The organism is uncultured Escherichia sp. (assembly GCF_948475835.1).
GTDB lineage: Bacteria > Pseudomonadota > Gammaproteobacteria > Enterobacterales > Enterobacteriaceae > ECMA0423.
This window is the reverse complement of the sequence record NZ_CAOLGM010000092.1, coordinates 1-19,186: the sequence shown is the minus strand read 5'-3', so window position 1 is coordinate 19,186 and position 19,186 is coordinate 1. Positions and strand designations below refer to the sequence as shown.

Here is a 19,186-nt window from a genome sequence, read left to right as displayed (position 1 = left end):
ATCATGCGCTATACCACAAAACGCGAATTTTTCGATCCATTGCGCTTTGTCCGTGGAGGAAATCTTATCGATCTCGACTGGCTGGTGGAGGCCACCGCAAGCCAGATGCCGTTGCAAATGGATACCGCCGCGCGGTTGTTTGACAGCGGCAAATCGTTTTATATGTGCGCCTGTCGTCAGGATGACTACGCGCCTAATTACTTTTTACCAACCAAACAAAACTGGCTGGATGTGATTCGCGCCTCCAGTGCGATACCTGGCTTTTATCGTAGCGGAGTGTCGCTGGAAGGCATTAACTACCTGGATGGCGGGATCAGTGATGCGATTCCGGTTAAAGAGGCGGCAAGGCAGGGCGCTAAAACGTTGGTCGTCATCCGCACTGTGCCGTCACAAATGTACTACACGCCGCAGTGGTTCAAACGCATGGAACGCTGGCTGGGTGACAGTAGCCTGCAGCCGCTGGTCAATCTGGTGCAGCATCATGAAACCAGCTATCGTGACATTCAGCAATTTATTGAGAAACCACCGGGCAAGCTGCGGATATTCGAAATTTATCCACCGAAGCCATTACATAGTATCGCGCTTGGCAGTCGGATTCCGGCGCTGCGTGAAGACTATAAACTTGGGCGTTTATGCGGTCGTTATTTCCTCGCCACGGTTGGCAAGCTATTAACTGAAAAAGCGCCGCTTACCCGCCATCTGGTGCCAGTGGTGACGCCGGAATCGATCGTTATTCCGCCTGCGCCAGTCGCCAACGATACGCTGGTTGCCGAAGTGAGCGATGCTCCGCAGGCGAACGACCCGACATTTAACAATGAGGATCTGGCTTGATTTGCCGTTTTATCGATACCCACTGCCATTTTGATTTCCCGCCGTTTAGTGGCGATGAAGAGGCCAGCCTGCAACGCGCGGCACAAGCGGGCGTAGGCAAGATCATTGTTCCGGCGACAGAGGCGGAAAATTTTGCCCGCGTGCAGGCGTTAGCGGAAAAATATCAACCGCTGTATGCCGCATTGGGGTTGCATCCGGGGATGTTGGAAAAACATAGCGATGTGTCTCTTGATCAGCTACAGCAGGCGCTGGAAAGGCGTCCGGCGAAGGTGGTGGCGGTGGGGGAGATCGGTCTGGATCTCTTCGGCGACGATCCGCAATTTGAGAGGCAGCAGTGGTTACTCGACGAACAGCTGAAACTGGCGAAACGCTACGATCTGCCGGTGATCCTTCATTCCCGGCGTACACACGACAAACTGGCGATGCATCTTAAACGTCACGATTTACCGTGCACTGGCGTGGTTCACGGTTTTTCCGGCAGCCTGCAACAGGCCGAGCGGTTTGTACAGCTGGGCTACAAAATCGGCGTAGGCGGTACTATCACCTATCCACGCGCCAGTAAAACCCGCGATGTCATCGCAAAATTACCGCTGGCATCGTTGTTGCTGGAAACCGACGCGCCGGATATGCCGCTCAACGGCTTTCAGGGGCAGCCTAACCGACCGGAACAGGCTGTGCGGGTGTTTGACGTGCTTTGCGAGTTGCGCCCGGAACCAGAAGATGAGATTGCCGAAGTGTTGCTTAATAATACGTATGCGTTGTTTAGCGTTAGTGGGTAGTTTACCCTTCGTAGGCAGCATCCGGCAGTCGGCGCATAATGCCTGATGCGACGCTTGTCGCGTCTTATCATGCCTACAGGTTTGTGCCGAACCGTAGGCCGTATCCGGCATGTCACAAATAGAGCGCCGGAAATATCAACCGGCTCACCCCGCGCACCTTTAACGCATCAGCCAACGGCTCAACGTCTTCCGGCGTGGCGCTCGCCCAGCTTTGCGCCTCGCCATACACGCCGTGGGCATGAAACGCATTCAGGCGAACCGGAACATCGCCAAGTCTCTTGATAAACGTCGCCAGCTCATCGATGTGATGCAAATAATCCACCTGGTCTGGAATTACCAGCAAACGCAGTTCCGCCAGCTTACCGCGCTCTGCCAGCAAACAGATGCTGCGCTTAATCTGCTGATTATCGCGTCCGGTTAATTGCTGATGACATTCGCTCCCCCACGCTTTGAGATCGAGCATCGCGCCGTCGCACACCGGGAGTAATTTTTCCCAGCCGGTTTCGCTCAACATACCGTTACTGTCCACGAGGCAGGTGAGGTGGCGCAGTTGCGGATCGTTTTTGATGGCTGTAAATAGCGCCACTACAAACGGCAGTTGGGTCGTGGCTTCGCCGCCGCTTACCGTTATCCCTTCAATAAACAGCACCGCTTTGCGGATATGGCTAAGCACCTCATCCACGCTCATGGATTGCGCCATTGGCGTGGCATGTTGCGGACACCTCTTCAGGCAGGTATCACACTGCTCGCAAACCACAGCGTTCCACACCACTTTGCCGTCAACAATCTGCAACGCCTGATGCGGACACTGTGGCACGCACTCCCCACAGTCATTGCAACGTCCCATCGTCCACGGATTGTGACAGTTTTTGCAGCGCAGATTGCAGCCCTGCAAAAACAGAGCCAGACGACTGCCTGGCCCGTCAACGCAGGAGAAGGGGATAATCTTACTGACTAAAGCGCATCTGCTGTTCATGGCTTATCACGCGCGGCTGGCGTTCCAGAATACGAGTGTTGCGTGCGGCTTCTTCGCCCAGCCAGGTGGTGTTGGTGCGTGAACCTTCGGCGCGATATTTTTCTAAGTCCGACAAACGCACCATATAACCGGTAACGCGAACCAGATCGTTACCGCTGACATTGGCGGTAAATTCACGCATTCCGGCTTTAAAGGCACCGAGGCAAAGCTGTACCAGTGCCTGCGGGTTACGTTTGATGGTTTCGTCGAGCGTCAGAATGTCGCTGATGCCGGAATAATAATAAGCATGATGCGGGGCGACAGTTTGCAGATGGGTGATCGGATCTGGCTCATCGCCATACGGCAAACGCGCGCCCGGCGTGGTGCCGATATCGGAACTGATCCCCGACTGTGCGTGTAACATGGCGCGTTTTTGCCAGCCATATTTCACGGGGGTATTGGCGACAAACTCCGCCAGTTGCGCGCTGATGCGATAACCCACTTCATTTGCGGCGGCTTCTTTACCGTAGCGCGCGGCAATCCCTTCTTTCTTACACAGCAAGTTAACCGCTTCCGCCAGCCCATACATGCCAAACATTGGCACAAAACGTTCAGGGTTAATCAGCCCTTCTTTCACCAGGAAGCTATTCTCAAAGAAGTGTGATTGTTGATAGAGGAATTCACACCGCGCATCGATGATGGCGATCTGCTGCTGGCAGTAGTGCGGTAGAGTGCGCGTAAAGAAGTCATCCAGCGATTCGCTGCGCTCGGCAATGGCTTTCAGGTTAAGGCGTACCAGCGTGCTGCCACCACCCGCCAGCGGCAGTGAGTTGTAACAGCTCACAATCCCGTAGCCCCCTTTTGTGAAAATTTTATCATGCACCGGACCGTTGGCGATGTGCGGTTTGCTACATTCACAGATGTTCTTCGCCACTTCCAGCAGTAGGTCATCAGGGGTGATTTCAGGATCGTAGATAAAGGTCAGGTTCGGTGAAACCTGCTTCAACTCTGCGTCTGCACGTAAGATTGCGCGGGTAATGGGCGAATCAGATGGGCCGATATTGGCGTGCATAAAGGCGTCTGGCAGGGTTCTGTCGAGGTAACGCCAGAAACGTTTTATTCGAACATCGATCTCGTCTTGTGTTAGAATTCTAACATACGGTTGCAACAACGCATCCAGTTGCCCCAGGTAGACCGGCATCGATGTGACCGACGGTACGTGGTGGTAAAGAATGGTCAGCAGAGAGAGTGCGTCATCAAGATCTTTCGCGCCTTCCAGCTCCAGCCATTCGGAACCGTTCGCCAGAAAACGGGCGTAATCGGGTAAGACATAGCGCGGTTTGTACGGCGCATGACCTTCAAACATATCGCAGATTACACCCTCATCCAGCGCGCGGCGGGCTTCGGCAGGAAGCTGCGGATAAGGCAGATTGTTTTCTGCTTCCAGAGCCAGAAAATGGCGCTTCTGCTCCGGGCTAAGCACTGGGCTGGTGACAATTTGCTGGCAACGTTGTTGCAGTGCATTTTCATGAGAAGTGGGCATCTTCTTTTCCTTTTATGCCGAAGGTGATGCGCCATTGTAAGAAGTTTCGTGATGTTCACTTTGATCCTGATGCGTTTGCCACCACTGACGCATTCATTTGAAAGTGAATTATTTGAACCAGATCGCATTACAGTGATGCAAACTTGTAAGTAGATTTCCTTAATTGTGATGTATATCGAAGTGTGTTGCGGAGTAGATGTTAGAATACTAACAAACTCGCAAGGTGAATTTTATTGGCGACAAGCCAGGAGAATGAAATGACTGATCTGAAAGCAAGCAGCCTGCGTGCACTGAAATTGATGGACCTGACCACCCTGAATGACGACGACACCGACGAGAAAGTAATTGCTCTGTGTCATCAGGCCAAAACTCCGGTCGGCAATACCGCCGCTATCTGTATCTATCCTCGCTTTATCCCGATTGCTCGCAAAACGCTGAAAGAGCAGGGCACCCCGGAAATCCGAATCGCTACGGTAACCAACTTCCCACACGGTAACGATGACATCGAAATCGCGCTGGCAGAAACCCGTGCGGCAATCGCCTACGGTGCTGATGAAGTTGACGTTGTGTTCCCGTACCGCGCGCTGATGGCGGGTAACGAGCAGGTTGGTTTTGACCTGGTGAAAGCCTGTAAAGAGGCTTGCGCGGCAGCGAATGTACTGCTGAAAGTGATCATCGAAACCGGCGAACTGAAAGACGAAGCGCTGATCCGTAAAGCGTCTGAACTCTCCATCAAAGCGGGTGCGGACTTCATCAAAACCTCTACCGGTAAAGTGGCTGTGAACGCGACGCCGGAAAGCGCGCGCATCATGATGGAAGTGATCCGTGATATGGGCGTAGAAAAAACCGTTGGTTTCAAACCGGCGGGCGGCGTGCGTACTGCGGAAGATGCGCAGAAATATCTCGCCATCGCAGATGAACTGTTCGGTGCTGACTGGGCTGATGCGCGTCACTACCGCTTTGGTGCTTCCAGCCTGCTGGCAAGCCTGCTGAAAGCGCTGGGCCACGGCGACGGTAAGAGCGCCAGCAGCTACTAAGTAAGATGCTTTACGCCTGATGCGCTGCGCTTATCAGGCCTACGAGACGTATCTACCCGTAGGCCGGATAAGGCGTAGACGCATCCGGCAAAAGCCGCCTCATACTCTTTTCCTCGGGAGGTTACCTTGTTTCTCGCACAAGAAATTATTCGTAAAAAACGTGATGGTCATGCGCTAAGCGATGAAGAAATTCGTTTCTTTATCAACGGTATTCGCGACAACACTATCTCCGAAGGGCAGATTGCCGCCCTCGCGATGACCATTTTCTTCCACGATATGACAATGCCTGAGCGTGTCTCGCTGACCATGGCGATGCGAGATTCAGGAACCGTTCTCGACTGGAAAAGCCTGCATCTGAATGGCCCGATTGTTGATAAACACTCCACCGGCGGCGTCGGCGATGTGACTTCGCTGATGTTGGGGCCGATGGTCGCAGCCTGCGGCGGCTATATTCCGATGATCTCCGGTCGCGGCCTCGGTCATACTGGCGGTACGCTCGACAAACTGGAATCCATCCCTGGCTTCGACATTTTCCCGGATGACAACCGTTTCCGCGAAATTATTAAAGACGTCGGCGTAGCGATTATCGGCCAGACCAGCTCACTGGCTCCGGCGGATAAACGTTTCTACGCGACCCGTGATATTACCGCAACCGTGGACTCCATCCCGCTGATCACTGCCTCGATCCTGGCGAAGAAACTGGCGGAAGGTCTGGATGCGCTGGTGATGGACGTGAAAGTGGGTAGCGGCGCGTTTATGCCGACCTACGAACTCTCTGAAGCCCTTGCCGAAGCGATTGTTGGCGTGGCTAACGGCGCTGGCGTGCGCACCACCGCGCTGCTCACCGACATGAATCAGGTACTGGCCTCCAGTGCAGGTAACGCGGTTGAAGTTCGTGAAGCGGTGCAGTTCCTGACGGGTGAATATCGTAACCCGCGTCTGTTTGATGTCACGATGGCGCTGTGCGTGGAGATGCTGATCTCCGGCAAACTGGCGAAAGATGACGCCGAAGCGCGCGCGAAATTGCAGGCGGTGCTGGACAACGGTAAAGCGGCAGAAGTCTTTGGTCGTATGGTAGCGGCACAAAAAGGCCCGACCGACTTCGTTGAGAACTACGCGAAGTATCTGCCGACAGCGATGCTGACGAAAGCAGTCTATGCTGATACCGAAGGTTTTGTCAGTGAAATGGATACCCGCGCGCTGGGGATGGCAGTGGTTGCAATGGGCGGCGGACGCCGTCAGGCATCTGACACCATCGATTACAGCGTCGGCTTTACTGATATGGCGCGTCTGGGCGACCAGGTAGACGGTCAGCGTCCGCTGGCTGTTATCCACGCGAAAGACGAAAACAGCTGGCAGGACGCGGCGAAAGCGGTGAAAGCGGCAATTAAACTTGCCGATAAAGCACCGGAAAGCACACCAACTGTCTATCGCCGTATCAGCGAATAACGGTATACTGATCTGATCATTTAAATTTGAAGCACTGAGTACGGAGAACATATGAAACGTGCATTTATTATGGTGCTGGACTCATTCGGCATCGGCGCTACAGAAGATGCAGAACGCTTTGGTGACGTCGGGGCTGACACCCTGGGTCATATCGCAGAAGCCTGTGCCAAAGGCGAAGCTGATAACGGTCGTAAAGGCCCGCTCAATCTGCCAAATCTGACCCGTCTGGGGCTGGCGAAAGCACATGAAGGTTCTACCGGTTTCATTCCGGCAGGAATGGACGGCAACGCTGAAGTTATCGGCGCGTACGCATGGGCGCACGAAATGTCATCCGGTAAAGATACCCCGTCTGGTCACTGGGAAATCGCCGGTGTCCCGGTTCTGTTTGAGTGGGGATACTTCTCCGATCACGAAAACAGCTTCCCGCAAGAGCTGCTGGATAAACTGGTTGAACGCGCTAACCTGCCTGGTTATCTCGGTAACTGCCACTCTTCCGGTACGGTCATTCTGGATCAGCTGGGCGAAGAGCACATGAAAACCGGCAAGCCGATTTTCTATACCTCCGCTGACTCCGTGTTCCAGATTGCCTGCCACGAAGAAACCTTTGGCTTGGATAAACTCTACGAACTGTGCGAAATCGCCCGTGAAGAGCTGACCAACGGCGGCTACAACATCGGTCGTGTTATCGCTCGTCCGTTTATTGGCGACAAAGCCGGTAACTTCCAGCGTACCGGTAACCGTCACGACCTGGCTGTTGAGCCGCCAGCACCGACCGTGCTGCAGAAACTGGTTGATGAAAAACACGGTCAGGTGGTTTCTGTCGGTAAAATTGCAGACATCTACGCCAACTGCGGTATCACCAAGAAAGTGAAAGCAACTGGCCTGGACGCGCTGTTTGACGCCACCATCAAAGAGATGAAAGAAGCGGGTGATAACACCATCGTCTTCACCAACTTCGTTGACTTCGACTCTTCCTGGGGCCACCGTCGCGACGTCGCCGGTTATGCTGCGGGTCTGGAGCTGTTCGACCGCCGTCTGCCGGAGCTGATGTCTCTGCTGCGCGATGACGACATCCTGATCCTCACTGCTGACCACGGTTGTGATCCGACCTGGACCGGTACTGACCACACGCGTGAACACATTCCGGTACTGGTTTACGGCCCGAAAGTAAAACCGGGCTCACTGGGTCACCGTGAAACCTTCGCGGATATTGGTCAGACTCTGGCAAAATATTTTGGTACTTCTGATATGGAATATGGCAAAGCCATGTTCTGATAATGGGTGCGGCTTGATGCCCTCACCCCGGCCCTCTCCCTCAGGGAGAGGGTGAAAACATGTTGATAAGGATAAAACAATGGCTACCCCACACATTAATGCAGAAATGGGCGATTTCGCTGACGTAGTTTTGATGCCAGGCGACCCGCTGCGTGCGAAGTATATTGCTGAAACTTTCCTTGAAGATGCCCGTGAAGTGAACAACGTTCGCGGTATGCTGGGCTTCACCGGTACTTACAAAGGCCGCAAAATTTCCGTAATGGGTCACGGTATGGGTATCCCGTCCTGCTCCATCTACACCAAAGAACTGATCACCGATTTCGGCGTGAAGAAAATTATCCGCGTGGGTTCCTGTGGCGCAGTTCTGCCGCACGTAAAACTGCGCGACGTCGTTATCGGTATGGGTGCCTGCACCGATTCCAAAGTTAACCGCATCCGTTTTAAAGATCATGACTTTGCCGCTATCGCTGACTTTGACATGGTGCGTAACGCGGTAGACGCGGCTAAAGCACTGGGCATTGATGCTCGCGTTGGTAACCTGTTCTCCGCTGACCTGTTCTACTCTCCGGACGGCGAAATGTTCGACGTGATGGAAAAATACGGCATCCTCGGCGTGGAAATGGAAGCAGCTGGTATCTACGGCGTCGCTGCAGAATTTGGCGCGAAAGCCCTGACCATCTGCACCGTGTCTGACCACATCCGCACTCACGAGCAGACCACTGCCGCTGAGCGTCAGACCACCTTCAACGACATGATCAAAATCGCACTGGAATCCGTTCTGCTGGGCGATAAAGAGTAATTGTGTTTCGCTGAAAAGCGATTGTCGTGTGAAGCCGGAGTGGGAGACTGCTCCGGCTTTTTAGTATCTATTCATCAATAGCAACTGATTTATAGATTTACTATTATTTTTCATATGGATAGAAAATAAAATCTATTCAAGTATCTATTCACGAATCTATTCATTTATGTTCAGCCGTCATCCAGGAAGGGCATATCAGCAACTCTGGTGGACAACCATAAATTTCTGCCATTTTGCTTTTGATGTTTGAGCTAAACCGTTCCGTCTTTTCGATCTATTTTAGAGAATTAATCGAGATACCTAACATTTTACTTACTTCAGCAAGCGATAATTTATGCCTGATACGCACGGCGGCTAGCCAGGAAATACGCTGGCTTAACATTATATTGATAATCTCCCGCTCCTGGTTTTCCAGATCGATCATATTCCCTTCCTTTGGTATTTTAATCAGCGAGTTACCTTACCGCCCCCGCTATCCACGTCGACAACTCCCGTAGCTCTTTTTCCTGGTCCGGGAAGTCAACCAACAGCGCTTCGCACTCTTGTTGCAGCATATCCGCGCGGTACAGGCCGCCTTGCAGTCGCCCGGCGAGGGCTTCCAGCGGCGCGGGGTTGAGGCTGTCGGTAAACACCTGGGCGCGGGTGATATGGCCTTTTTCAACGTCGAAATGCAGTTCCACGCCGCCCCAGCTAAAGCGTTCATCCAGCAGATGCGAGAATGCCGGAGCCTGACCGAAGTTCCATTCCCAGCTACTCTGACGGGCAAAGATTTCGGCGAAGTTTGGCAAGTCTGGCGTTTTGTCCGGGGAGATGATTTCCGCTTCTACACGCTCGCCATAATGGGCGAAAAAGGCCTTGGTTATGGCCTCGCAAACCTGCTCATGGGTGATCCCCGGCAGCAGCTCGGTGAGGTTGGTCACGCGGGAACGCACTGAGGTAATGCCTTTCGCCGCCAGTTTCTTTTTATCCGGATTGAGATAGTTTGCCAGGCGGCTAAGGTCGGCATTGAGCAGCAAGGTGCCGTGGTGGAAGCCACGATCTTTGGTTTCGCGATAGGCCGATCCTGAGACTTTGCGGTCACCTTCGGCGGTTTTCACCACCAGATCGTTACGCCCGGACGCTTCGGCGCTGACGCCAAGCGCGTTCAGCGCATTGAGCACAATCGACGTGGAGATGGTTTTATCGTACTCCGGCTTGCCAGCCATAAAGGTAAAGCAGGTATTGCCGAGATCGTGGAACACCGCGCCGCCACCGCTACTGCGCCGTGCCAGGCGGACGTTATCTTCTTCCATCCGCCGGGTATTACACTCTTTCCACGGGTTCTGCGCGCGACCAATCACTACCGTGTCGGCATTGCGCCAGAGAAACAGAACGCGCTGCGTGGCGGGCATCTGGCGAAAAATACACTCCTCCACCGCCAGGTTAAACCACGGGTCGTAAGAGTCAGAGATGAGCAGGCGTAATGTGGACATAACGATTTCCTTTCTTGTAGTAATGGGTCACTCTTTTTTCTCGCTTTCTTCCTCTTCCGGCACCGGTTTGCTGGCGGTTAACAGGAAGGGCGATTGCTGCCAGCGGGTACGTTTACCCTGTAGCAGCGTGCGGGTCAGCACTACGCCGATTGCCAGTGAAAGCAGCAACATCAGGCGTAAAATGTTAGTGGTGTTATCCACCTGTTGGGCTTCGGTGGCGAGCGTATGGGTGTCGAGCGTCAGGCGCAGATAGCCGAGCGGTCCGTTTTTCCCGGCAATTGGTTCGACAATCTGCTGGTTAAAATAGCCGCCCGCTTTTTTACCGTCGAGCGCCAGCCGGTCGCGCACTTCGACGCTTTCGCCAGAACGTGCGATAAGATCGCCTTGTTCGTCATACACACCCGCGTCGAGGATACGGCTTTCATCCGTTAACTGATCGAGGATCGCCTGAATGCGTTTTTCATCCGGTGAGTCGGTACGCATCAGCGGTGCAACGTTCAGCGTTACCTGACGCGCCAGGGTGCGGGCCAGTTCTTCCAGCTGTGGATTACGTTGTCGCTGGTGGTTTTGACTAAACCATGACGCTCCCTGCATCAGCGCCACTAACAAGGCAAGACAGAACAGGACAATCACTGCCCGATGCAGCCGGAATTTCAGTTTTGTGCGAGCCATCTTCCACCCTTTGAAAATTTGAGACTTAATGTTGCCAGAAGCAATGGATACAAGGTAGCCTCATGCGTTATTTTCCCTGCTTCGAACGATTTTACAGGAGCCTTAATGCCTAACATTACCTGGTGCGACCTGCCTGAAGATGTCTCTTTATGGCCTGGTCTGCCTCTTTCATTAAGTGGTGATGAAGTGATGCCACTGGATTACCACGCAGGTCGTAGCGGCTGGCTGCTGTATGGTCGTGGGCTGGATAAACAGCGTCTGACCCAATACCAGAGCAAACTGGGTGCGGCGATGGTGATTGTTGCCGCCTGGTGCGTGGAAGATTATCAGGTGATTCGTCTGGCAGGTTCACTCACCGCACGGGCTACGCGCCTGGCCCATGAAGCGCAACTGGATGTCGCCCCGCTGGGGAAAATCCCGCACCTGCGCACGCCGGGTTTGCTGGTGATGGACATGGATTCCACCGCCATCCAGATTGAATGTATTGATGAAATTGCCAAACTGGCCGGAACGGGCGAGATGGTGGCGGAAGTAACCGAACGGGCGATGCGCGGCGAACTCGATTTTACCGCCAGCCTGCGCAGCCGTGTGGCGACGCTGAAAGGCGCTGACGCCAATATTCTGCAACAGGTGCGTGAAAATCTGCCGCTGATGCCAGGCTTAACGCAACTGGTGCTCAAGCTGGAAACGCTGGGCTGGAAAGTGGCGATTGCCTCCGGCGGCTTTACTTTCTTTGCTGAATATCTGCGCGACAAGCTGCGCCTGACCGCCGTGGTAGCCAATGAACTGGAGATCATGGACGGTAAATTTACCGGCAATGTGATCGGCGACATCGTAGACGCGCAGTACAAAGCGAAAACTTTGACTCGCCTCGCGCAGGAGTATGAAATCCCGCTGGCGCAGACCGTGGCGATTGGCGATGGAGCTAATGACCTGCCGATGATCAAAGCAGCAGGGCTGGGGATTGCCTACCATGCCAAGCCAAAAGTGAATGAAAAGGCGGAAGTCACCATCCGTCACGCTGACCTGATGGGGGTATTCTGCATCCTCTCAGGCAGCCTGAATCAGAAGTAATTGCTCGCCCGCCATCCTGCGGGCGGCACAGCATTAACGAGGTACACCGTGGCAAAAGCTCCAAAACGCGCCTTTGTTTGTAATGAATGCGGGGCCGATTATCCGCGCTGGCAGGGGCAGTGCAGTGCCTGTCATGCCTGGAACACCATCACCGAGGTGCGTCTTGCTGCGTCGCCAACGGTGGCGCGTAACGAGCGTCTCAGCGGCTATGCCGGTAGCGCCGGGGTGGCAAAAGTCCAGAAACTCTCCGATATCAGCCTTGAAGAGCTGCCGCGTTTTTCCACCGGATTTAAAGAGTTCGACCGCGTACTAGGCGGCGGCGTGGTGCCAGGAAGTGCCATTCTGATTGGCGGTAACCCTGGTGCGGGGAAATCCACGCTGTTGCTGCAAACGCTGTGCAAACTGGCCCAGCAGATGAAAACGCTGTATGTCACCGGCGAAGAGTCGCTGCAACAGGTGGCAATGCGCGCTCATCGACTTGGCCTGCCGACTGACAATCTCAATATGTTGTCGGAAACCAGCATCGAGCAGATCTGCCTGATTGCCGAAGAAGAGCAACCGAAACTGATGGTAATTGACTCGATCCAGGTGATGCATATGGCGGATGTACAATCATCGCCTGGTAGCGTGGCGCAGGTGCGTGAAACGGCGGCTTATCTGACGCGCTTCGCCAAAACGCGCGGTGTGGCGATTGTCATGGTTGGGCACGTAACCAAAGATGGCTCGCTGGCTGGCCCTAAAGTGCTGGAACACTGTATCGACTGTTCGGTGCTTCTGGATGGTGATGCCGACTCCCGTTTTCGCACCTTGCGCAGCCATAAAAACCGCTTCGGCGCGGTGAATGAGCTGGGCGTCTTCGCGATGACCGAACAGGGGCTGCGTGAAGTCAGCAACCCTTCGGCAATTTTCTTAAGTCGCGGAGATGAAGTGACCTCCGGCAGCTCCGTGATGGTGGTGTGGGAAGGAACGCGTCCGTTGCTGGTGGAGATTCAGGCGCTGGTCGATCACTCGATGATGGCGAATCCGCGCCGCGTGGCAGTGGGGCTGGAACAAAACCGTCTGGCAATCCTGCTGGCTGTCTTGCACCGTCACGGTGGTCTGCAAATGGCCGATCAGGATGTATTTGTGAACGTGGTCGGCGGCGTGAAGGTAACCGAAACCAGTGCCGATTTAGCGTTACTGCTGGCGATGGTTTCCAGCCTGCGTGACAGACCGCTGCCACAGGATCTGGTGGTGTTTGGTGAAGTCGGGCTGGCAGGGGAGATCCGCCCGGTGCCCAGCGGTCAGGAACGAATTTCAGAAGCGGCGAAACACGGTTTTCGCCGGGCGATTGTTCCGGCGGCTAACGTACCGAAAAAAGCGCCGGAAGGGATGCAGATTTTTGGCGTTAAAAAACTCTCCGACGCGCTTAGCGTGTTCGACGACTTATAATGAGAGATACGGAGGGAGATATGTCGTCATTTGATTACCTGAAAACTGCCATCAAGCAACAGGGCTGCACGCTACAGCAGGTAGCTGATGCCAGCGGTATGACCAAAGGGTATTTAAGCCAGTTACTGAATGCCAAAATTAAAAGCCCCAGCGCGCAAAAGCTGGAGGCGTTGCACCGTTTTTTGGGGCTTGAATTTCCCCGACAGAAGAAAACCATTGGTGTCGTATTCGGTAAGTTCTACCCGCTGCATACCGGACATATCTACCTTATCCAGCGCGCCTGTAGCCAGGTTGACGAGCTGCATATCATTATGGGTTTTGACGATACCCGCGACCGCGCGTTGTTTGAAGACAGCGCCATGTCGCAGCAGCCCACGGTGCCGGATCGTCTGCGCTGGTTATTACAAACTTTTAAATATCAGAAAAATATTCGCATTCATGCTTTCAACGAAGAGGGCATGGAGCCGTATCCGCACGGCTGGGATGTGTGGAGCAACGGCATCAAAAAGTTTATGGCTGAAAAGGGGATTCAGCCGGACCTGATCTACACCTCGGAAGAAGCCGATGCGCCACAGTATATGGAACATCTGGGGATCGATACGGTGCTGGTCGATCCGAAACGTACCTTTATGAGTATCAGCGGTGCGCAGATCCGCGAAAACCCGTTCCGCTACTGGGAATATATTCCTACGGAAGTGAAGCCGTTCTTTGTACGTACCGTGGCGATCCTTGGTGGCGAGTCGAGCGGTAAATCCACCCTGGTAAACAAACTTGCCAATATCTTCAATACCACCAGTGCGTGGGAATATGGTCGCGATTATGTCTTTTCACACCTCGGCGGTGATGAGATCGCATTGCAGTATTCCGATTACGATAAAATCGCGCTGGGCCACGCACAATACATTGATTTTGCAGTGAAATATGCCAATAAAGTGGCGTTTATTGACACTGATTTTGTCACTACCCAGGCGTTCTGCAAAAAGTACGAAGGGCGTGAGCATCCGTTCGTACAGGCGTTGATTGATGAATACCGTTTCGATCTGGTGATCCTGCTGGAGAACAACACGCCGTGGGTGGCGGATGGTTTACGCAGCCTCGGCAGTTCGGTGGATCGCAAAGAGTTCCAGAACTTGCTGGTGGAGATGCTGGAAGAGAACAATATCGAATTCGTGCGGGTTGAAGAGGACGATTATGACAGCCGTTTCCTGCGCTGCGTGGAGTTGGTGCGGGAGATGATGGGGGAGCAGAGATAACCGCGATGAAACGGCTCAAAGGCGAGGTATAAAATAAGTTTTTTGATGAGTTGAAAACCTCTCTGGAAGAGGCTGTCGAGATTAAACAAGGTTTAAAAGAATCAGCACGGGTGACCCGCTACGAATTTGCGGATACTAAGGCTGTTGTAGGCCGGAAAAGGCGTTCACGCCGTATCCGGCATTCGGTGCTCAATGCCTGATGCGACGCTTACCGCGTCTTATCAGGCCTGGAGATTCACAACGTATTGAAATTTCTTGGTTTGTAGGCCGGATAAGGCGTTCACGCCGCATCCGGCATTTTACGCATTACTTCGCAATACGCTTGTACTTGATACGCTTCGGCTCCAGTGCGTCTGCGCCCAGCGTGCGTTTCTTGTACTCTTCGTACTCAGTAAAGTTACCTTCGAAGAACTCAACTTTACCTTCATCCTGGTAGTCCAGGATGTGCGTGGCGATACGGTCGAGGAACCAACGGTCGTGCGAGATAACCATCGCACAGCCCGGGAACTCCAGCAGGGCGTTTTCCAGCGCGCGCAGGGTTTCGATATCCAGGTCGTTGGTTGGTTCGTCGAGCAGCAGCATGTTGCCGCCAACCTGCAGCAGCTTCGCCAGATGCAGACGACCGCGCTCACCACCGGAAAGTTCACCAATGCGTTTACCCTGATCAACCCCTTTAAAGTTAAAGCGGCCAACGTAGGCGCGGCTTGGCATCTCGGTGTTGCCGATCTTCATAATATCCAGCCCGCCGGAAACTTCTTCCCAAACGGTTTTGCTGTTATCCATTGAGTCACGGAACTGATCAACCGACGCCAGTTTCACCGTTTCACCTAAAGTGATGGTGCCGCTGTCCGGCTGTTCCTGACCGGAGATCATACGGAACAGGGTCGATTTACCCGCGCCGTTCGGACCGATGATCCCGACGATCGCCCCTTTCGGGATCGAGAAGCTCAGGTCATCAATCAGCAGGCGATCGCCGTAGGATTTACGCAGGTTGCTGACTTCCAGCACTTTATCGCCCAGACGCGGTCCAGGTGGAATAAACAGTTCGTTGGTTTCGTTACGTTTCTGATATTCGGTGCTGTTCAGCTCTTCAAAGCGTGCCAGACGTGCTTTACCTTTCGACTGGCGGCCTTTAGTTCCCTGACGTACCCACTCCAGCTCTTTCTCGATCGACTTACGACGCGCCGCTTCTTGTGAAGCTTCCTGCGCCAGGCGCTGATCTTTCTGCTCCAGCCAGGAGGAGTAGTTGCCTTCCCACGGAATACCTTCACCGCGGTCAAGTTCGAGGATCCAGCCTGCAACGTTATCGAGGAAGTAACGGTCGTGAGTAATCGCCACAACGGTGCCTTCGAAGTCGTGCAGGAAGCGTTCCAGCCAGGCCACGGATTCGGCATCCAGGTGGTTGGTCGGTTCGTCGAGCAGCAGCATGTCTGGTTTTTCCAGAAGCAGGCGGCACAACGCCACGCGACGACGCTCACCACCGGAGAGGTTAGCGATTTTCGCGTCCCAATCTGGCAGACGCAGCGCATCCGCCGCACGCTCCAGCTGTACGTTCAGGTTATGACCGTCGTGAGCCTGAATGATCTCTTCCAGACGGCCTTGTTCAGCGGCCAGCTTGTCAAAATCGGCATCCGGATCGGCGTACAGCGCATACACTTCATCCAGGCGTTTCAGGGCGTTAACCACTTCAGAAACCGCTTCTTCAATGGACTCACGCACGGTGTGTTCCGGGTTCAGCTGCGGTTCCTGCGGCAGGTAACCAATCTTGATGTCTGGCTGCGGACGCGCTTCACCTTCGATGTCTTTATCAATGCCCGCCATAATGCGCAGCAGGGTAGACTTACCCGCGCCGTTCAGACCCAGGACACCAATTTTTGCCCCAGGGAAGAAACTCAGAGAGATGTTTTTCAAAATATGACGTTTCGGCGGAACAACTTTGCCGACACGATGCATGGTATAAACGAATTGAGCCACGTTGGACTTCGCCTCTATGTTTATCGTGATGATGAGTTTTCAAAGGCGAAGTGTAGCCTTTTTCCCCGCCTAATCCCAGTTGGTCGATCACCTTCGCAGTAAAAGTAAAAAAGTGTCCGTAACGTGGCGTAAACGGCAATGACTGGTTAGCATAAATCTATTACGCGGCATGACGCTGCATTGATGTATTTACACTTAGAGGATGCGCTTGTGGAAAAAGCCAAACAAGTTACCTGGCGGCTGTTGGCTGCCGGTGTCTGTCTGCTGACGGTCAGCAGCGTGGCGCGAGCCGACTCACTGGATGAGCAGCGTAGCCGTTACGCGCAAATCAAGCAGGCCTGGGATAATCGACAAATGGATGTGGTCGAACAAATGATGCCTGGACTGAAGGATTATCCGCTTTATCCCTACCTGGAATACCGCCAGATCACCGATGATCTGATGAATCAACCGGCGGTGACGGTCACTAACTTTGTTCGCGCTAACCCCACGCTTCCTCCCGCTCGCACGCTGCAATCTCGTTTCGTCAATGAACTGGCGCGGCGTGAAGACTGGCGTGGCTTGTTAGCCTTTAGCCCGGAAAAGCCCGGAACTACCGAAGCGCAATGTAATTACTACTATGCGAAATGGAACACCGGGCAGAGTGAAGAAGCCTGGCAAGGGGCGAAAGAGCTGTGGCTAACCGGCAAGAGCCAGCCTAACGCCTGTGACAAGTTATTTAGCGTCTGGCGTGCGTCAGGTAAACAAGATCCGCTGGCGTATTTAGAGCGTATCCGTCTGGCGATGAAAGCGGGTAACACTGGCCTGGTAACAGTGCTGGCAGGGCAGATGCCTGCCGATTACCAGACTATCGCCTCGGCAATCATTTCACTGGCGAACAACCCTAATACGGTACTGACCTTCGTGCGTACAACCGGAGCGACCGATTTTACCCGTCAAATGGCAGCGGTGGCGTTTGCCAGTGTGGCGCGGCAGGATGCTGAAAATGCACGGCTGATGATCCCGTCGCTTGCCCAGGCGCAGCAGCTTAATGAAGATCAGATTCAGGAGCTGCGCGATATCGTCGCCTGGCGTTTGATGGGCAACGATGTCACCGACAAGCAGGCGAAATGGCGCGATGACGCCATTATGCGCTCGCAATCCACGTCGTTGATTGAACGCCGTGTGCGAATGGCACTTGGCACCGGCGATCGTCGCGGCCTGAATACCTGGCTGGCGCGTCTGCCGATGGAAGCAAAAGAGAAAGATGAATGGCGTTACTGGCAGGCGGATTTATTGCTGGAACGCGGACGTGAAGCTGAAGCGAAAGAGATTTTGCATCAACTCATGCAACAGCGTGGTTTCTACCCGATGGTTGCAGCACAACGCATCGGAGAAGAGTATGAGCTGAAGATTGATAAAGCGCCGCAGAATGTTGACAGCGCCCTGACTCAGGGGCCGGAGATGGCGCGCGTGCGCGAGTTGATGTACTGGAATCTCGATAACACCGCGCGTAGCGAGTGGGCCAATCTGGTGAAGAGCAAGTCAAAAACAGAGCAGGCTCAACTGGCGCGGTATGCTTTCAACAACCAATGGTGGGATCTTAGCGTTCAGGCAACGATCGCCGGGAAGCTATGGGATCATCTGGAAGAGCGATTCCCGCTGGCTTACAACGATCTTTTCAAACGCTACACCAGCGGTAAGGAGATCCCGCAAAGCTATGCGATGGCGATTGCCCGTCAGGAGAGCGCCTGGAATCCAAAAGTGAAATCACCGGTAGGGGCCAGCGGCCTGATGCAGATTATGCCTGGTACAGCGACCCATACGGTGAAGATGTTCTCTATTCCCGGTTATAGTAGCCCTGGGCAATTGCTGGATCCGGAAACGAATATCAACATTGGCACCAGTTATCTGCAATATGTTTATCAGCAGTTTGGCAATAACCGTATTTTCTCCTCAGCAGCTTATAACGCCGGACCAGGGCGGGTGCGAACCTGGCTTGGCAACAGCGCCGGGCGTATCGACGCTGTGGCATTTGTCGAGAGTATTCCGTTCTCCGAGACGCGCGGTTATGTGAAGAACGTGCTGGCTTATGACGCTTACTACCGCTATTTCATGGGGGATAAACCGACGTTGATGAGCGCCACGGAATGGGGACGTCGTTACTGATCCGCACGTTTATGATATGCTATCGTACTCTTTAGCGAGTACAACCGGGGGAGGCATTTTGCTTCCCCCGCTAACAATGGCGACATATTATGGCCCAACAATCACCCTATTCAGCAGCGATGGCAGAACAGCGTCACCAGGAGTGGTTACGTTTTGTCGACCTGCTTAAGAATGCCTACCAAAACGATCTCCATTTACCGTTGTTAAATCTGATGCTGACGCCAGATGAGCGCGAAGCGTTGGGGACTCGCGTGCGTATTGTCGAAGAGCTGTTGCGCGGCGAAATGAGCCAGCGTGAGTTAAAAAATGAACTCGGCGCGGGCATCGCGACGATTACGCGTGGATCTAACAGCCTGAAAGCCGCGCCCGTGGAGCTGCGCCAGTGGCTGGAAGAGGTGTTGCTGAAAAGCGATTGATTTTGTAGATACTGTTATGGCCTGCAAGTTTTTTCCTGGTCCGGTTTCCCGGATTGCAGGCATGCCAGACACAGCGCC

At 53.8% G+C, this 19,186-nt stretch carries 16 protein-coding genes and 1 pseudogene; 11 read left to right on the top strand and 6 right to left on the bottom strand.

Annotated elements, in window-relative coordinates; genetic code table 11:
- Both QZF50_RS16765 and QZF50_RS16760 read left to right on the top strand, forming a co-directional pair.
- Positions 1-831, top strand: an 831-nt coding sequence (locus QZF50_RS16765; protein ID WP_290388922.1) for a DUF6363 domain-containing protein, incomplete at its 5' end; no start/stop codon positions are given.
- Positions 828-1,610 (top strand): metal-dependent hydrolase, encoded by a 783-nt coding sequence (locus QZF50_RS16760; RefSeq protein WP_000563058.1) that lies wholly within the window; start codon positions 828-830, stop codon positions 1,608-1,610. The genes QZF50_RS16765 and QZF50_RS16760, both read left to right, overlap by 4 nt.
- A gap of 112 nt (positions 1,611-1,722) precedes the next feature.
- Here the strand turns inward: QZF50_RS16760 and QZF50_RS16755 are convergent, their stop codons facing one another.
- A complete protein-coding gene (locus tag QZF50_RS16755; protein WP_001088395.1) occupies positions 1,723-2,586 on the bottom strand; it encodes a YjjW family glycine radical enzyme activase in 864 nt (287 codons plus the stop codon).
- The gene (locus tag QZF50_RS16750) at positions 2,558-4,108 is read right to left on the bottom strand and encodes a YjjI family glycine radical enzyme (RefSeq protein ID WP_001143257.1); all 1,551 of its coding nucleotides are present in this window, start codon (positions 4,106-4,108) and stop codon (positions 2,558-2,560) included. Before QZF50_RS16750 ends, QZF50_RS16755 begins: the two co-directional genes overlap by 29 nt.
- A 257-nt stretch (positions 4,109-4,365) precedes the next feature.
- On the opposite strand from QZF50_RS16750, the gene deoC reads away from it, so the two are divergent.
- From deoC to deoD, 4 genes are all read left to right on the top strand, one after another.
- Positions 4,366-5,145 (top strand): deoxyribose-phosphate aldolase, encoded by a 780-nt coding sequence (deoC, locus tag QZF50_RS16745; RefSeq protein ID WP_061892650.1) that lies wholly within the window; start codon positions 4,366-4,368, stop codon positions 5,143-5,145.
- Between the two features lie 126 nt (positions 5,146-5,271).
- The gene (gene deoA, locus QZF50_RS16740) at positions 5,272-6,594 is read left to right on the top strand and encodes a thymidine phosphorylase (protein ID WP_000477808.1); all 1,323 of its coding nucleotides are present in this window, start codon (positions 5,272-5,274) and stop codon (positions 6,592-6,594) included.
- Positions 6,595-6,645: 51 nt separating this feature from the next.
- Positions 6,646-7,869, top strand: coding sequence for a phosphopentomutase (deoB, locus tag QZF50_RS16735; RefSeq protein WP_000816471.1), 1,224 nt, complete (start codon positions 6,646-6,648; stop codon positions 7,867-7,869).
- A gap of 79 nt (positions 7,870-7,948) precedes the next feature.
- Positions 7,949-8,668: a purine-nucleoside phosphorylase gene (gene deoD, locus QZF50_RS16730; protein ID WP_000224877.1), complete on the top strand. Its 720-nt coding sequence runs from the start codon at positions 7,949-7,951 to the stop codon at positions 8,666-8,668.
- A 160-nt stretch (positions 8,669-8,828) separates the two neighbouring features.
- On the opposite strand, the pseudogene QZF50_RS16725 reads toward deoD, so the two are convergent.
- The 3 genes and pseudogenes from QZF50_RS16725 to QZF50_RS16715 form a co-directional block, all read right to left on the bottom strand.
- Positions 8,829-9,092, bottom strand: a pseudogene (locus tag QZF50_RS16725) (helix-turn-helix transcriptional regulator).
- Between the two features lie 31 nt (positions 9,093-9,123).
- Positions 9,124-10,140: a lipoate--protein ligase LplA gene (lplA, locus tag QZF50_RS16720; protein ID WP_000105859.1), complete on the bottom strand. Its 1,017-nt coding sequence runs from the start codon at positions 10,138-10,140 to the stop codon at positions 9,124-9,126.
- A gap of 27 nt (positions 10,141-10,167) precedes the next feature.
- On the bottom strand, positions 10,168-10,812 hold the full coding sequence (locus QZF50_RS16715) for a YtjB family periplasmic protein (protein WP_000124615.1): 645 nt from the start codon (positions 10,810-10,812) through the stop codon (positions 10,168-10,170).
- Between the two features lie 105 nt (positions 10,813-10,917).
- Here QZF50_RS16715 and serB point away from each other — a divergent pair, with 105 nt between their 5' ends.
- The 3 genes from serB to nadR are packed head-to-tail and all read left to right on the top strand — an operon-like array spanning position 10,918 to position 14,570.
- Positions 10,918-11,886 carry a phosphoserine phosphatase gene (gene serB / locus QZF50_RS16710; RefSeq protein WP_001132955.1) on the top strand — a complete coding sequence of 323 codons (969 nt, stop codon included), beginning with the start codon at positions 10,918-10,920 and terminating at the stop codon, positions 11,884-11,886.
- 48 nt (positions 11,887-11,934) lie between these two features.
- The gene (radA, locus tag QZF50_RS16705) at positions 11,935-13,317 is read left to right on the top strand and encodes a DNA repair protein RadA (protein WP_001029698.1); all 1,383 of its coding nucleotides are present in this window, start codon (positions 11,935-11,937) and stop codon (positions 13,315-13,317) included.
- Positions 13,318-13,337: 20 nt separating this feature from the next.
- Entirely contained in the window at positions 13,338-14,570 is a 1,233-nt protein-coding gene (gene nadR, locus QZF50_RS16700) for a multifunctional transcriptional regulator/nicotinamide-nucleotide adenylyltransferase/ribosylnicotinamide kinase NadR (protein WP_000093810.1), read from the top strand.
- A gap of 306 nt (positions 14,571-14,876) precedes the next feature.
- Here the strand turns inward: nadR and ettA are convergent, their stop codons facing one another.
- Positions 14,877-16,544 carry an energy-dependent translational throttle protein EttA gene (gene ettA, locus QZF50_RS16695; protein ID WP_038997791.1) on the bottom strand — a complete coding sequence of 556 codons (1,668 nt, stop codon included), beginning with the start codon at positions 16,542-16,544 and terminating at the stop codon, positions 14,877-14,879.
- 210 nt (positions 16,545-16,754) lie between these two features.
- Here ettA and sltY point away from each other — a divergent pair, with 210 nt between their 5' ends.
- A complete protein-coding gene (sltY, locus tag QZF50_RS16690; RefSeq protein WP_000409466.1) occupies positions 16,755-18,692 on the top strand; it encodes a murein transglycosylase in 1,938 nt (645 codons plus the stop codon).
- A gap of 89 nt (positions 18,693-18,781) precedes the next feature.
- The gene (gene trpR / locus QZF50_RS16685; protein WP_000068679.1) at positions 18,782-19,108 is read left to right on the top strand and encodes a trp operon repressor; all 327 of its coding nucleotides are present in this window, start codon (positions 18,782-18,784) and stop codon (positions 19,106-19,108) included.
- Positions 19,109-19,186 lie beyond the last annotated feature (78 nt).

Bases quoted from the DNA above. Each gene is read 5' to 3' on its own strand.
- lplA (WP_000105859.1), bottom strand. From the start codon at position 10,140: ATGTCCACATTACGCCTGCTCATCTCTGACTCTTACGACCCGTGGTTT.
- QZF50_RS16715 (WP_000124615.1), bottom strand. From the start codon at position 10,812: ATGGCTCGCACAAAACTGAAATTCCGGCTGCATCGGGCAGTGATTGTC.
- QZF50_RS16755 (WP_001088395.1), bottom strand. From the start codon at position 2,586: ATGAACAGCAGATGCGCTTTAGTCAGTAAGATTATCCCCTTCTCCTGC.
- QZF50_RS16750 (WP_001143257.1), bottom strand. From the start codon at position 4,108: ATGCCCACTTCTCATGAAAATGCACTGCAACAACGTTGCCAGCAAATT.
- nadR (WP_000093810.1), top strand. From the start codon at position 13,338: ATGTCGTCATTTGATTACCTGAAAACTGCCATCAAGCAACAGGGCTGC.
- deoD (WP_000224877.1), top strand. From the start codon at position 7,949: ATGGCTACCCCACACATTAATGCAGAAATGGGCGATTTCGCTGACGTA.
- deoB (WP_000816471.1), top strand. From the start codon at position 6,646: ATGAAACGTGCATTTATTATGGTGCTGGACTCATTCGGCATCGGCGCT.
- serB (WP_001132955.1), top strand. From the start codon at position 10,918: ATGCCTAACATTACCTGGTGCGACCTGCCTGAAGATGTCTCTTTATGG.
- deoC (WP_061892650.1), top strand. From the start codon at position 4,366: ATGACTGATCTGAAAGCAAGCAGCCTGCGTGCACTGAAATTGATGGAC.
- trpR (WP_000068679.1), top strand. From the start codon at position 18,782: ATGGCCCAACAATCACCCTATTCAGCAGCGATGGCAGAACAGCGTCAC.